This window comes from Paraburkholderia sp. FT54, assembly GCF_031585635.1.
Lineage (GTDB): Bacteria > Pseudomonadota > Gammaproteobacteria > Burkholderiales > Burkholderiaceae > Paraburkholderia.
This window is the reverse complement of the sequence record NZ_CP134195.1, coordinates 18,069-33,081: the sequence shown is the minus strand read 5'-3', so window position 1 is coordinate 33,081 and position 15,013 is coordinate 18,069. Positions and strand designations below refer to the sequence as shown.

Here is a 15,013-nt window from a genome sequence, read left to right as displayed (position 1 = left end):
AGCCTGAATTTTTTTGCTGCTACTTTTGTTGCTGCTGGCCTTAGCGCCAAGCCAAGGCGATCCAGTACGTCTTGAGCGCGATGAGGTAAGTCACGAGCAGCGGAACCCAGCGTACGTCGTGATACCAGAAGGCGATGGCTACGAACATCGCGATCGTTGTCCCCATCTTGAGCGCTTCGCCGATCATCCAGCTCATTACTGTTTCAGCGCCGCTCAGCGTTCTAAGTCGTGCCGCGAACAACGCGCCCGGCACCCAGCAGATCGCCCCCCCCAGGAACGCGGACAGCGCAGCAGCGCCCGGCGGCTTGTAGAACAGCCACCACACCAGCGTAGCACCCAGGGACAAAACCATTTGCGCTGCCACTACCTTGAAAGGCGTAACGCGCGATGGACGACTCACGTTGGGACCAAATAGCTTTTCGGCTTCAGCCCGCGTGAGCGGAACGATATTGTTATCTTGTTGCTCGACATCCCACGCTTCGCCAGGTGTCGCTTGCCGACCGGTGGACGCAACGGAAGCTTTGCGTTCAGCGCGGTGTTCGTCGTGCCCATTCTTCGGCGCTTGATTCGACGTTTTGACCGCCATCGCAGTGTTCCGAAAGTCTTGTTCCAGCCCGCGAGCTTACGCTGCGCTTACGGGGTTCCCGTGCAATTAAATCCGGGCGATTGTAAGCGATAGTTGCAGGCAATTCAAGACTTTAGGCCGTTCAATAAGCCAGTGTGAAAAGTCCCCTCACCATGCGGAATAGTCGGTTTCACCGGGCGAAACACGTCAAATGTAAGACTGTCGGGCGCTGCCTAAACATGCGGTTTGAACCGGGTGAATTTGCACTCGTCGATGGTTCGATTAAACGCCGTAGCAGACGTCTCGAAAATGCAACAAACGTCGATTTTTGCCTGCGTAAGTGGACACGGCGGGCGCCGCCGGGTAAGCGCGAAGTGGTGTGCTCGTATTCGTGAACTGACTCGTGCATGGCAATCGGCGGGACGGTTTCGCGAAGTACCTCGCTCGCTAGCGCCGAATGAGAGCGCTGGCGAGGTGGCGGCCGGCACTTCGGCTTTACTCAGGCGCGCCCTGCTCCGTGAAACCATCCTCGCGGACATTGCGGACCATCCAGGTCGCGGATCCCGACGCCAAGTTGGCAGAAATACGCACGCATCGCGACGGCGGCGTGGCAGCGACGCGGGCGATCGCCGCAATACCCGCAACCGGCGAGACTCGCAACAAGCCCAGATATATCAGCAATCCTGATGATCTGACACGAGGTTTACTTAGGAATCCATCAAACGTTGATATGGGCCACCGATCGGTCGCAAAAGGCCGATCGGCGCTATGCGTTTTTGTTGCAAACCCGCGGCCCCGAAGATCCGCGGCGAACCACACAGCTTGCCCTCGGCATTGAGCCTCATCGCAAGCCTATCCCGCGCCCTTCCCATTCCCCTCGTAAATCAAGCGGTGGCGTTACCGCGCAACCGGACAAGAATGCCTTCCAGTGCGTCCAGATCACCGAAGTCCACCAGCACCTGCCCGCGCCCGCGTCGGCCGAGCTTGATCTTGACCGTCGCCGCCAGCAAGTCCGACAACTCTTCTTCGAGCCGCCGCGTATCGCGGCCACCATCCGGGTTCGCACGCGCCTTCACAGCTGGCGCAGCCTTGGTGGTCGTCGTCACCAGCTTTTCGGTTTCGCGCACCGACATGCGCTTGTTGACAACCTGGTTGGCCAACGTGATCTGCGTCGCGGCGTCGACAGCCAGCAGCGCGCGAGCGTGCCCCATGTCCAGATCACCGGCCAGCAGCATCGTCTGTACGGGCGATGCCAGGTTGAGCAAACGCAGCAGATTGGAAACCGCACTACGCGACCGGCCAACCGACTCCGCCGCCTGTTCGTGCGTGAAATCGAACTCGTCGAGCAAGCGCTGGATGCCTTGCGCCTCTTCCAGCGGATTCAGATCCTCGCGCTGGATGTTCTCGATCAACGCCATCGCGGCGGCGGCCTGGTCGGGCACGTTCTTCACTAGCACCGGCACTTCATCGAGGCCCGCGAGACGCGCCGCGCGAAAACGCCGTTCGCCGGCAATGATCTCGTACTTGTCAGCGGACACAGGACGCACGAGGATCGGCTGCATCACACCCTGCGCGCGAATGCTCGCCGCCAGTTCCTGCAATGCGCCCTCGTCCATGCGCGTCCGCGGCTGGTATTTGCCCGCCTGCATCTTGCTGAGCGGCAGCACGTTCGGAGCACCCTCTATCGCCACCGCCTCGGTAATGTCAGCCGTGCCGCCGAGCAATGCCTCCAGACCGCGGCCCAACCCCTTCTTTCTCGCTACTGCGTTCATCGTGCTTCCTCGATCCGCTTAGGATGCCTGGGGCGCGTCATTCAATGCGCGCACCCGCTCAATCATTTCCACGCCGAACTGCACATACGCCTGCGCGCCGCGCGATGCCCTGTCGAACACCACGCCCGGCAAACCATAGCTGGGTGCCTCGGCAAGACGTACGTTGCGCGGGATCACCGCGTCGAACACCTTGTCGCCGAAATGCTCTTTCAGCTGATCCGAGACTTGCTGTTGCAGTGTGATGCGCGGATCGAACATCACGCGCAGCAGCCCAATCACTTTCAGGTCCCGATTGAGGTTCGCGTGCACCTGCTTGATGGTGTTGACCAGATCGGACAGGCCCTCGAGCGCGAAGTACTCGCACTGCATCGGAATCACGACGCCGTGCGCGGCGCACAGGCCGTTGAGCGTCAGCAGCGACAAAGCCGGCGGACAGTCGATCAGCACGAAGTCGTATTCGTTTTCGACCGCGGCGAGCGCGGCCTTCAATTGACGCTCACGGTTCTGCACACTGACCAACTCGACCTCGGCCCCCGCGAGCTCACGATTCGCGGGCAGCACGTCGTAATCGACAGCCTCCGGCCGCACTCGCGCGTCGGCCACCGCGACGCCGTCCACCAGCACTTCGTAGACGGTGTTCGCGCATGTAGCCTTATCGATGCCGCTGCCCATCGTGGCGTTGCCCTGCGGGTCCAGGTCGATGAGAAGGACTCGCTGTCCCTGCGCTGCCAAGCTCGCGGCCAGATTGACTGCGGTCGTCGTCTTGCCGACGCCGCCCTTCTGGTTCGCAACGCAGAAGATTTTTGCCATCGTTGGTGTGTCCCTTTTGCAGCTTGGATGAAGTAAAAATCATAGTGATGCTGGGTGCGACTGTGGAGCTAGCGCGAGCCAGCCGCTAGCTGCCGGCATCCACCAAAACCTTGATCAGGTGTCGCTCTGCATCGAGCGACGGCACGTTCAGCCGAATAATCTGTTCCACGTGGGCGCCTGCCGGCAAGCGTTCGATTTCGCCGTCTGGGCGTACGCCTTTCATGGCCCAGATCGCTCCCTGCTCCGCAACCAGATGACGGGCCAGTGTAACGAAATCCGCGAGCTCTGCGAATGCGCGCGAGACAATTACGTCGAACTTTGCCGGTACTTCGGCGCCCGGCTGCAAAGTCTCGACCCGCCCAGTCACCACCGAGAGATTCGCAAGACCGAGTTCGGCCTTGGCCTGCGCTTGGAAAGCCGTCTTTTTATGAACGATGTCGTTCACCGTGACCGTCCATTGCGGCAGAACAATCGCCAGTACGATGCCCGGCAAGCCGCCACCGGAGCCCACGTCGAGTACCGAGGACGGGCCGAGCGGGGCCAGGTGCGGCACGATCGAAAGCGAATCCAGGATGTGCTGAATCAACATCTGCCGCGGATCGCGGATCGCCGTGAGGTTGTAGACGGCATTCCACTTCGACAGCAACGCGACGTAATCGAGCAGTTTGCCGAGTTGCGCGTCGCTCAAGTGGAGGCCGAGTTCGCGGACACCGTCCTGTAGCAACGGCGCCAATGCATCCCTACCACTTCCCTTCTGGCTCACCGTCATTGCGTCACCGGCGTGCTGCCGTCGGTGCCGGGCTCGGCGGGTTTCGTCGGGTGACGACCCAAGCCGCGCTTCAGATGGACCATCAGCAATGAGATGGCAGCCGGCGTAATCCCCGAAATACGCGACGCCTGGCCAATGGTTTCGGGGCGAAACTGTGCCAGCTTCTGGCGCGCTTCGAACGACAGCCCTCGGACTTCCGCGTAGTCAAGCCCCTCGGGCAAACGCGTGCCCTCGTGCGCCTCGTTTCGTTCGATTTCGCCGGCCTGGCGGTCGATGTAGCCCTGATATTTGATGCCGATTTCGATCTGCTCCTTGATCTGGGCGAGCAGCACGTCATCTTCCGCCAGCGTTTCTGGCGCGGCACATGCCCCGGCACGCAGCCCACAGACGCCGTCGTACGACACACCCGGACGACGCAGCAGATCCGCCAAGCTGTACTCGTGGTCGATCGGTTTGCCGAGCAACGCCGTCGCTTCGTCCGTTGATAACGTCTTAGGATTGACCCATGTCGTGCGAAGGCGCTCTGTTTCACGTGAAACAGCGTCGCGCTTGCGGCTGAAAGCGTCCCAACGGACGTCGTCAACCACACCTAGCTCGCGGCCAATCTCGGTGAGACGCATATCCGCATTGTCTTCGCGGAGGCTCAGACGATATTCGGCGCGGCTCGTGAACATGCGATACGGCTCGGATACGCCGCGCGTCACAAGATCGTCGACCAGTACACCAAGGTAAGCTTGATCGCGACGCGGGCACCACGCTTCCTTGCCTTGCACATAGAGGCCAGCATTGATCCCCGCCAACAGACCCTGCGCCGCAGCCTCTTCATAGCCAGTGGTGCCGTTAATCTGACCCGCGAAAAACAGTCCGTTGATCGCCTTGGTTTCCAGCGACGCCTTCAGCCCGCGCGGATCGAAGTAGTCATACTCGATCGCATAGCCCGGCCGAAGAATGTGCGCGTGCTCCAACCCACGCATTGAGCGCACAAGCTCCAGCTGTACGTCGAACGGCAGGCTCGTGGAGATTCCATTTGGGTAGAATTCGTTCGTCGTCAGCCCTTCCGGTTCGAGGAAGATCTGATGCGACTCCTTCGACGCGAATCGATGAATCTTGTCTTCGATCGACGGGCAATAGCGCGGCCCCACTCCTTCGATCACGCCGGTGTACATCGGCGAGCGGTCCAAGCCGCCACGGATAATGTCGTGCGTGCGCTCGTTCGTATGCGTCACCCAGCACGGCACTTGTCGCGGATGCTGCTCGACGCGCCCGAGAAACGAGAACACCGGCACCGGATCCAAATCGCCGGGTTGCTCTTCGAGTTGGGAGAAATCAATCGTCCGGCCGTCGATACGCGGCGGCGTCCCGGTCTTGAGGCGACCTTGCGGCAGCTTCAATTCCTTGAGGCGCGCCGACAGCGATACCGCCGCCGGATCGCCGGCGCGGCCGCCGGTGTAATTGTTCAAACCCACGTGAATCTTGCCGTCAAGGAACGTCCCTGCCGTCACCACCACTGCGCGCGCGCGGAAGCGAATGCCCACCTGGGTGACAGCGCCAACGACACGGTCACCTTCGACCATCAGATCATCGACTGCTTGCTGAAACAGCCACAAGTTCGGCTGATTCTCCAGCCGATGACGGATAGCCTGCTTGTACAGCAGACGGTCAGCCTGTGCACGCGTCGCACGAACGGCCGGCCCCTTCGAAGAATTCAGGATGCGGAACTGGATGCCGCCTTCGTCCGTCGCAGCCGCCATTGCGCCGCCGAGCGCGTCGACTTCCTTCACGAGATGGCCCTTGCCAATGCCGCCAATCGACGGATTGCAGCTCATCTGGCCAAGGGTTTCGATGTTATGGGTGAGCAGGAGCGTCGTATTGCCCATGCGCGCCGAAGCCAAAGCGGCTTCGGTACCGGCATGGCCACCGCCAACGACGATTACGTCAAATTCTGTGGGAAAGAGCATCGCGGATCTCACGCCAGATCGTCGCGTGAGCCTTTCAAAGGAAAATGTATGGGCGAATTATAACGGGTTCGGTTTAGGCCCGAATTTCGTCCGAATGGCCAATCCATAAAAAAGGCGGTGTGTTTCACGTGAAACACACCGCCTTGAACAACGGCAAAAGCGAGCAGCGCGAGCGCTAAGCCACTTTTTTAGCCAACCCGAGATAGGTTTCGATCACGCGCGGATTCTGCGCCAAGTCGGTCGCCGGGCCTTCCAGCGCCAGTTCACCGGTCTCCAACACATAGCCGTAATCGGAGATTTGCAACGCGGCGCGCGCATTCTGCTCGATCAGCAACGTAGCGACGCCGGTCTGCCGTAGCGCGCTGATGATGTGGAAAATCTCCTTCACGATCAACGGCGCAAGACCAAGACTTGGCTCATCCAGCATCAGCAGATCGGGTTTGCCCATCAGCGCGCGGCCCACGGCGAGCATCTGCCGCTCACCACCGGACAAGGTTCCAGCAGCTTGCTTCCGTCGCTCCTTCAATCGCGGAAACAGCGTAAAGACCGGCTCGAGTTGATCGAGAAAGTTGCGTTCCCCTGCCCGCTTGCGCCGATAGGCGCCGAGGACGAGATTGTCTTCAACCGTCATCGAGGCGAACAGTTCACGCTTTTCCGGCACCAGGCACATGCCGCGAGCGACACGCTTTTCGACCGGCACGGCGCTGACGTCTTCGCCTTGATACAGAACGGCGCCTTTCGCGTGGCCTGTTGTCGGCAACGCGCCCATGATCGCGTTCAGCAGCGTGGACTTGCCCGCGCCGTTCGGGCCGATCACCGAGACGATCTGCCCGGGCCGCACCTTGATCGCCGCACCGTGCAGCGCCTCGACCTTGCCATAGCGGACGGACAACCCGTCCACGTCGAGAATCGGACCAGCAGCATTCATTGTGTTCTCCATCACTCAACCCCGCCGAGATACGCTTCCAGCACAGCAGGATTCTGTTGCACGTCCTGCGGCAAACCTTCCGCGATTCGGGTGCCGAACTCCATGACCACCAACCGATCGGTGAGATTCATCACGAAATCCATGTCGTGCTCCACCAGCAGCACGCTCATGCCTTCTGCCTTGAGGCGACGCAGCAGGTCGGCCAGTTGCAGCTTTTCCTGATAGCGCAGACCAGCGGCCGGCTCATCCAGCAATAGCAGCGTCGGATCGCAGCACAGCGCGCGAGCGATTTCGAGAATCCGCTGCTGTCCCAAGGCGAGACTGCCGGCTTCGTCATACATGTGCTGCTCGAGGCCGACACGGCGAATCTGGCGAGCCGCCTCGGCCATCAAACGCGCTTCCTCCGCGCTGTTCAGGCGCACAACGCTGCGCCACACGCCAGCCTGCCCTCGCAAATGCGCGCCGATCGCGACGTTTTCGAGCACCGTCATCCCCGGCAGCAACTTGACGTGCTGGAAGGTACGGCCGATTCCCCGCTTGACGATTTCACGTGAACTCAGCGAATCGATGCGCTCACCGCGGAACGTGATCTCGCCACTGGTCGCTTGCAGCACGCCGGTCACCAGATTGAACGTTGTCGACTTGCCGGCGCCGTTCGGCCCGATGAGGCCGATGATCTGCCCTGCTTTCACCTCGAAGCTGACATCGTTCACCGCAACCAGACCGCCGAATTGCTTGCGTGCTTTGTTCACCGTCAGCAGATCTTCACCGGCCGCTGGCTTGCTGCGCTGCGGCAACGGTTCGGCGTGATCGGCTAAATGCGCGCGAGGACCTTTCGGGAAAAACCGCGCGACGAACGGCCAAACGCCTTGGCGGGCGTACTGAAGCAACAGCACCATCAGGATGCCGAACACGATCACTTCGAAGTTGCCGTTCTCGCCGAGCAGCTTGGGCAACAGCGTTTGCAGATAGTCCTGCAGCACGGTGAGAATCGCCGCGCCAAGCACCGCGCCCCAGACATGCGACACGCCGCCCACCACTGCCATGAACAGAAACTCGATGCCGTGGTTCAGCCCGAACGGCGTCGGATTCACCGCGCGCTGCAGGTGGGCGTACAGAAAGCCCGAAACCGACGCCAACACGGCCGCATAGACGAAAATCACCACACGCATCCACCCGGTGTCCACGCCCATCGCTTCGGCCATCATGCCGCCGCCGCGCAGCGCGCGAATTGCACGCCCCGGTCGGCTATTAAGCAGATTCTGAACTGAGATCACCGCGCCGAGCACCACCAGCCAGATCAGGTAATAGATATGGCGACCGGACTCCAGGTTGATGCCGAACACATTCAGCACCGGAATCCCGTTGATGCCGTCGTACTTGCCGAGCATTTCCAGATTGCCGAACAGGTAGAACAGCGCCAGTCCCCACGCGATCGTGCCGAGCGGCAGAAAGTGTCCCGACAGGCGCATCGTCACCAGTCCGAGCATCAGCGCGATCAACGCCGTCACGACCACGCCCGCGATTAGCGCGAGCCACGGCGAAACGCCGTACCGTGTCGTCAGATACGCAGTCGCATAAGCGCCGATACCGACAAACGCCGCCTGCCCGAAGCTCGTCATCCCGCCGATCCCGGTCAGCAGCACGAGCCCAATCGCCACGATCGAATACAGGCCGATGTAGTTGAGCAGCGTCACCCAGTACTCAGGCACGTGAATCGGCTGCGGCAACACCGGCAGCGCGAACAGCACCACGAGGAACAACCAGAAGAACTTGTTTTGCATGATCCGTTTCATCGCGTCACTCCTCTTCCTCTTCGGCGTGCGGGCTGGCAAGGCTTCGCCAGAGCAGCACCGGGATGATCAGCGTGAACACAATCACTTCCTTATAAGCGCTCGCCCAGAACGACGAATACGATTCCAGCAGGCCGACCAGGATCGAGCCCGCGGCCGCCAGCGGATAGCTGACGAGGCCGCCGATAATCGCCCCCACGAAGCCCTTCAAACCGATCAGGAAGCCCGAGTCGTAGTAGATGGTGGTCAAGGGTGCGACAAGGATGCCGCACAGCGCGCCGAGGCCGGCCGCCAACGTGAATGCGAGACGCCCCGCTTGCGTCGTGCCGATACCGACGAGCCGCGCGCCGAGCCGGTTCACCGACGTCGCGCGCAAGGCCTTGCCCGAGATCGAGCGATCGAAGTACAGATACAGTGCGCCGATCAACACAACCGCGGTGCCGACGACCCACAGGCTTTGCCCGGAAATCGTCAGCGTGCCGATGTTGAAGGTCGCATCGGAAAACGCGGTGGTGCGCGAACCTTCCGCACCGAACATCACGAGACCAAGGCCCACCATCGCGAAGTGCACCGCCACCGCCACGATCAACAGCAGCAGTGTGGTCGCTTCCGCGATCGGCTCGTACGCGAGCCGGTAAACATACGGCCCCATCGGAATCACGATCAGCAGCGTTAATGCGATCTGCGCGATCATCGACAGCGGATGCATGAAAACGCCTTGCGTAAGCGCATAGACCGCGATCGGAAACAGCAGGTATTTGCCGACCAGCATGACCAGCGTGCGCGCCGCATGCCGGCGCCGTTCGGGATGCCGAACCAACCCTGCTACCTCGACGACGAAACAGGCCGCGCCCATCGCCATCAGCAGCCAGCAGGTGGCCGGAAATTTCTGTGTCTGGAGTGCGGCGAGCGTCAACGCGCCGTACGAAACAAACTCCCCCTGCGGGATGAAGATCACCCGCGTCACGGAGAACACCAGCACCAGCGCGAGCGCGAGCAGCGCGTAGATCGCGCCGGTGGTGATGCCGTCCTGCGCGAGGATCGCCGCAATTGATAGATCCATACTTCCTCGTCCTGAAGCGTCGAAATCGAAACTGGAAAACCGTCGTGGCGGCAGAACTCGCGGCCGTCCACCGACCCGCAATGCCTGAAAAGGCGACCGCCGCGCCGGAATGCGGCGCGGCGGTCGATGCCATTGTCATCGAACACAATGGCAATGCGGCGTCACATGCCGCACGTTGCGCGAGAGGCGCGTACCGCTTCTGTTTTAGTCGTTCTGCAGCTTCCACTTGCCGTCGACGATCTGCACGATCACGCGTGCACGTTTGTCGAGGCCGTTGTGGTCGGTCGTCGTGGTATTCATGATGCCGTGCGAGACCGGCAGCTCCTTGATGTTCTCGAGCGCGCCGCGCAGTGCCACGCGGAACGCTTCGGTGCCCGGCTGAGCGCTCTTCAGCGCGACCGGAATCGCCGCTTGCAGCATCTGGCCGGCATCCCAGGCGTGACCGCCGAAGGTCGCCACCGAACCCGCGCCATACGCTTTCTCATACGCCGACTTATAGGCCAGCGACGACTTCTTCACCGGGTTCGAGTCAGGCAGTTGATCCGCCACGAGGATCGGGCCAGCCGGCAAGAATTCGCCTTCGCAATCCTTGGCGCACACACGCAGGAAGTCGTTGTTCGCGACGCCGTGCGTCTGATAGATCTTGCCCTTGTAGCCGCGCTCCTTCAGCGTCTTGGCCGGCAGCGCCGACGGCGTGCCCGCGCCCGCGATCAGCACCGCGTCAGGATTCGCGCCCATCGTCTTCAACACCTGGCCCGTCACCGATGCGTCGGTGCGGTTAAAGCGCTCGTTCGAGACGATCTTCAGATTGTGCGCGGCGGCCGCTGCGGTGAAGACGTTGTTCCAGCCGTCGCCGTAGGCATCCGCGAAGCCGATGAAACCCACCGTCTTCACGCCGTGATGTTCCATGTAGTCGGCAATGGCGTCAGCCATCAGGCTGTCGTTTTGCGGCGGTTTGAAGGCCCATGCGCGCTTTGCGTCTATCGGCGAAATGATCGCCGCCGATGCCGCCAGCGAGATCACCGGCGTCTTGCCTTCGGCAGCGGCGTCGAGCATGGCGAGCGAATTCGGCGTGACGGTCGAACCGATGATCGCGTCGACGTGGTCCTCATCGATCAGCTTGCGCGTGTTCTGCACGGCTTTGCCGGTATCGGATCCGTCGTCGAGAATGATGTACTGCACGGTCTTGCCGCCGATCTCTTTCGGCAGCAGCGCGATCGTATTCTTTTCAGGAATCCCGAGCGATGCGGCCGGCCCCGTCGTGGACAGCGTCACGCCGATTTTCACCTGCGCGAACGCCACGCCCGCGCCGCACATCAGCGCCATCGCGATGCCGGTGCGTACCCATTGCTTTGTCTTTGTCATTGCAAGTCTCCAAACGCTTTGAAGCGCGTATCTGTAATCCGACTAAAGGCCGGGTGTCTGAATCTAGTTATAGGGTTCAGGCGTGCCAAGCATGGTTTTCCCTGCTCAGCGCGAATACCTTTCGCCGCTTTGGTGCCACTCCCCTGCGTACCACGACTGCAAACTGCTGCGATATCTTGTGAACAAAACACTAACATGTTAGTAGTATTGCGTTCTGCGTGATTGACGGTCAATAGACCGCCATCCAAATGCGGGTTTGTCCCGAAGCCACGGAGCCACACTTTTTCACGCGATGCGGACAATAAAAAAGACGCGTCAACTGCACGCGTCTTTTGTTTAATGAAGGTCCATATCGCTTAGCCTTCGCTCAGTCGCCGGACAACTTCCACTTGCCGCCGACAATCTCCACCATCACGCGCGCCCGCTGGTCGAGACCAGCGTGGTCGTTCGCGCTCATGTTGAAGATGCCGTGCGACGCGGGCATGTCTTTGGTGCTTTCCAACGCGGCACGCAGTGCTTCGCGGAACGCCGGCGTGCCCGGTTGGCCCTTCTTCAATGCCAGCGGAATCGCGCGTTGCAGCAGCAAGCCCGCGTCCCATGCATGGCCGCCGAAGGTAGACACCGAGCCGGCGCCGTAAGCGGTTTCGTACGCGTGCTTATAGGCGAGCGCGCTCTTTTTCACTGGATTCGAATCGGGCAGTTGCTCAGCAACCAGCAATGGACCCGCCGGCAGATATGTGCCTTCGCAATCCTTGCCGCACACGCGCAGGAAGTCGTTATTGGCGACTCCGTGCGTCTGATAGATCTTGCCTTTGTAGCCGCGCTCCTTGAGCGTTTTTTGCGGGAGCGCGGCCGGCGTGCCGGCGCCCGCGATCAAGACCGCGTCTGGATTCTGCGACATGATCTTCAGCACCTGGCCGGTCACTGATGCGTCGTTGCGTGCGAAGCGTTCGTTCGCGACGATCTTGATCTTCGCGAGGTCCGCGGCCTTGCCGAATTCCTTGAACCAGCTCTCACCGTAAGCGTCCGAGAAGCCGATGAACGCGACCGTCTTCACACCGTGATTCGACATGTGCTGCGCGATCGCGGTGGCCATGAGAATGTCGTTCTGTGGTGTCTTGAAGACCCACGCGCGCTTCGCATCCATTGGTTCGACGATGCTCGCCGCGGCGGCCATGGAGATCATGGGCGTGCTGGTTTCGGCAGCGACGTCGATCATGGCCAGCGAATTCGGCACGACGGTCGAACCGATCAGCGCATCCACGTGATCTTCGCTCGTGAGCTTGCGCGTGTTCTTGACGGCCTCGGTGGAATCCGTGGCGTCGTCGAGCACGATGTAATCGATCTTCTGGCCTGCCACCTCTTTAGGCAACAGCGCGATCGTGTTCTTTTCCGGAATGCCGAGCGACGCAGCCGGACCGGTTGCCGAGACGGTCACGCCGATTTTCACGTCCGCGAATGCATGGCCGCTCCATGCCGCGCTCACTCCGGTGGCGACCAATGCCGCGCTCATCCAACGCAATGCCGACTTCATTCCACTCCTCTATTTACCCCGTCATTCATTCGAATTTAAATCCGTAGATTCAAATCCCGACCACGCGGTCGGTGAATAGCGAGTTTAGCGGACGAAAGCCACGCGCGGCAAGCGTTTTGCAGGATTGAGGCGTGGGAAATAGAGGCATGGTCGGTGAATGAAAAAGGGTCACCGAATTAGCGGGGGATTTGAATGGTGAATAACCCGAAGCACAAATAAAAAGCGCTGTTGGATATCAATCCAACAGCGCTTTCGTCTGGGCACTGAGTGCCTCATTGTCTCCTCGTTCTCCACCTGCAAATTTCGTGGTGCATCAGAACTGCATGAAGATTAAACGAGCACCCGGTGCACTACAACTAGCAATTACCCTAGTGGTGCACTGCGGCACTGAATTGGGGCACGTTTGCGCGAGCCTTGCCGGGTATGCATTCCAACTCGATTACCGTTTTAACCTCACCGCATCAAGACGCCCGAATTATATCGGATGCCGAAGCAATCGCACATTTCACCGTGCGTCACGCTCGCAGCGGCCGCACCCGAGCGATGATCTCGCCAACGATGCCGCGCCGGAACGCCAGCACACACGCAATAAAAATCACGCCAGTCACGATGGTCACCGATTCGCCCAGCGAGCGAAACCACTCCACGCCCGTGGTCGTCGCCAACGCGCCGCCGATATCGCCGAGTCGGTCTTCGAGCGCGACGATCAGCGCCGCGCCGAGCAACGGTCCGAACAAGGTGCCCATGCCGCCGACGAGCGTCATCAGGATCACGAGGCCGGACATGGTCCAGTACGCGTCGCTCAACGTCTCGAAGCCCTGTACCAGCACCTTCAGCGAACCCGCGAGGCCTGCAATCCCCGCCGACAAAACGAACGCGAGCAGCTTGAAGCGATCCGTATCGTAGCCGAGCGACACCGCACGCGGCTCGTTTTCCTTAATCGCCACCAGCACCTGCCCGAACGGCGAATGCACGATCCGCACGATCAGCAGGAAGGCCAGCACCATCACCGCCAGCACGACGAAGTAGAGCGCCACGTCGGACGACAGATCCAGCACGCCGAACAGCTTGCCGCGCGGCACGCCTTGCAGGCCGTCCTCGCCGTGCGTGAACGGCGCTTGCAGGAACACGAAGTAGACCATCTGCGCGAGCGCCAGTGTGACCATCGCGAAGTAGATACCCTGGCGGCGAATCGCGAAGATGCCCACGATCAAGCCGAGCAAAGTCGCCGCCGCGGTGCCGACGAGCACGCCGAGCTCCGGCGAGAAGCCGAGCGTCTGGATCGCATAGCCCGTGACATAGCCGGCCGAAGCGAGGAACATCGCGTGCCCGAACGACAGCAAACCGGTGTAGCCGATCAGCAGATTGAACGCCGCCGCGAACAGCGCGAAACACAGCACCTTCATCACGAAGAGCGGATAGATGCCGAGCACGGGCACCGCGAGAAGCACGATCAGCAGCAGACCGTAGAGCACTTTTCTCTGCATCATTTTTCCTTGCCGAAGAGACCCGCCGGGCGCACCAGCAACACCAGCGCCATGATCACGAAAACGACGGTCGCCGACGCTTCCGGGTAAAACACCCGCGTCAGTCCTTCGATCACGCCGAGCAGCAAGCCGGTGAGAATCGAGCCCATGATCGAACCCATGCCGCCGATCACGACCACCGCGAACACGGTGATGATCATCGGCTGCCCCATTAGCGGCGACACCTGAATCACCGGTGCGGCGAGCACGCCGGCAAACGCCGCGAGCGCGACGCCGAAGCCGTAGGTGAGCGTGATCATCAGCGGCACGTTGATGCCGAACGCTTCGACCAGTTTCGGGTTTTCAGTGCCGGCGCGCAGATAGGCGCCCAAGCGCGTTTTCTCGATCACGAACCAAGTCGCGAAGCACACCACCAGCGAGGCCACCACGACCCACGCGCGATAATTCGGCAGGAACATGAAGCCGAGATTGGTTGCGCCGGAAAGCGCCGACGGCACGTCATACGGCTGGCCGGAGGAACCGTAGATGGAACGGAACACGCCCTCCACCACCAGCGTCAGCCCGAAGGTCAGCAAGAGCCCGTACAGATGATCGAGCTTGTACAGCCAGCGCAGCATCGAGCGTTCGATCGCAATGCCGAACAGCCCGACGATCACCGGTGCCAGCACCAGCATCACCCAGTACGGCAGACCGAAATAAGACAGGCCCATCCACGCGAGCATCGCGCCGAGCATGAACAACGCGCCGTGCGCGAAGTTGATCACGTTGAGCAAGCCGAAGATCACCGCCAGCCCGAGGCTCAGAATTGCGTAGAACGAGCCGTTCACGAGCCCCAGCAGCAGCTGGCTCAGCATCGCCGGTAGCGGAACGCCAAAGATTTCCATTGAAGCCTTAACCCATCGCCAAGGTGAGATCGGTCACGCACGATCCGGCCGGCGCGCGATCAGCGGCAACGAGGCCGACCGCGCG

Annotated in this window: 12 protein-coding genes; all 12 read right to left on the bottom strand. The window is 61.0% G+C overall.

The genetic code is table 11. The features are described from left to right. Positions 1-40 precede the first annotated feature (40 nt). Complete coding sequence (locus tag RI103_RS00150) at positions 41-586, bottom strand: ATP synthase subunit I (protein ID WP_310813498.1); 546 nt, start codon at positions 584-586, stop codon at positions 41-43. Between the two features lie 863 nt (positions 587-1,449). Continuing rightward, positions 1,450-2,337 (bottom strand): ParB/RepB/Spo0J family partition protein, encoded by an 888-nt coding sequence (locus RI103_RS00145; RefSeq protein WP_310813497.1) that lies wholly within the window; start codon positions 2,335-2,337, stop codon positions 1,450-1,452. An 18-nt stretch (positions 2,338-2,355) separates the two neighbouring features. Then, a complete protein-coding gene (locus RI103_RS00140) occupies positions 2,356-3,147 on the bottom strand; it encodes a ParA family protein (RefSeq protein ID WP_310813496.1) in 792 nt (263 codons plus the stop codon). A gap of 85 nt (positions 3,148-3,232) precedes the next feature. Then, positions 3,233-3,916, bottom strand: coding sequence for a 16S rRNA (guanine(527)-N(7))-methyltransferase RsmG (gene rsmG, locus RI103_RS00135; RefSeq protein ID WP_310813495.1), 684 nt, complete (start codon positions 3,914-3,916; stop codon positions 3,233-3,235). Further along, positions 3,913-5,874: a tRNA uridine-5-carboxymethylaminomethyl(34) synthesis enzyme MnmG gene (mnmG, locus tag RI103_RS00130; RefSeq protein ID WP_310813494.1), complete on the bottom strand. Its 1,962-nt coding sequence runs from the start codon at positions 5,872-5,874 to the stop codon at positions 3,913-3,915. Before mnmG ends, rsmG begins: the two co-directional genes overlap by 4 nt. Before the next feature lie 175 nt (positions 5,875-6,049). Further along, positions 6,050-6,802 (bottom strand): ABC transporter ATP-binding protein, encoded by a 753-nt coding sequence (locus RI103_RS00125; protein ID WP_310813493.1) that lies wholly within the window; start codon positions 6,800-6,802, stop codon positions 6,050-6,052. Positions 6,803-6,813: 11 nt separating this feature from the next. Continuing rightward, a complete protein-coding gene (locus RI103_RS00120; RefSeq protein ID WP_310813492.1) occupies positions 6,814-8,598 on the bottom strand; it encodes a branched-chain amino acid ABC transporter ATP-binding protein/permease in 1,785 nt (594 codons plus the stop codon). A 4-nt stretch (positions 8,599-8,602) separates the two neighbouring features. Then, entirely contained in the window at positions 8,603-9,658 is a 1,056-nt protein-coding gene (locus RI103_RS00115) for a branched-chain amino acid ABC transporter permease (RefSeq protein ID WP_310813491.1), read from the bottom strand. 204 nt (positions 9,659-9,862) lie between these two features. Beyond that, positions 9,863-11,023: an ABC transporter substrate-binding protein gene (locus tag RI103_RS00110; RefSeq protein WP_310813490.1), complete on the bottom strand. Its 1,161-nt coding sequence runs from the start codon at positions 11,021-11,023 to the stop codon at positions 9,863-9,865. A 367-nt stretch (positions 11,024-11,390) separates the two neighbouring features. Then, the gene (locus RI103_RS00105; protein WP_310813489.1) at positions 11,391-12,557 is read right to left on the bottom strand and encodes an ABC transporter substrate-binding protein; all 1,167 of its coding nucleotides are present in this window, start codon (positions 12,555-12,557) and stop codon (positions 11,391-11,393) included. Between the two features lie 515 nt (positions 12,558-13,072). Continuing rightward, complete coding sequence (locus RI103_RS00100; protein WP_310815284.1) at positions 13,073-14,044, bottom strand: branched-chain amino acid ABC transporter permease; 972 nt, start codon at positions 14,042-14,044, stop codon at positions 13,073-13,075. After that, a complete protein-coding gene (locus tag RI103_RS00095) occupies positions 14,044-14,928 on the bottom strand; it encodes a branched-chain amino acid ABC transporter permease (protein WP_310813488.1) in 885 nt (294 codons plus the stop codon). The genes RI103_RS00100 and RI103_RS00095 overlap by 1 nt, the downstream gene beginning before the upstream one ends. Positions 14,929-15,013 lie beyond the last annotated feature (85 nt).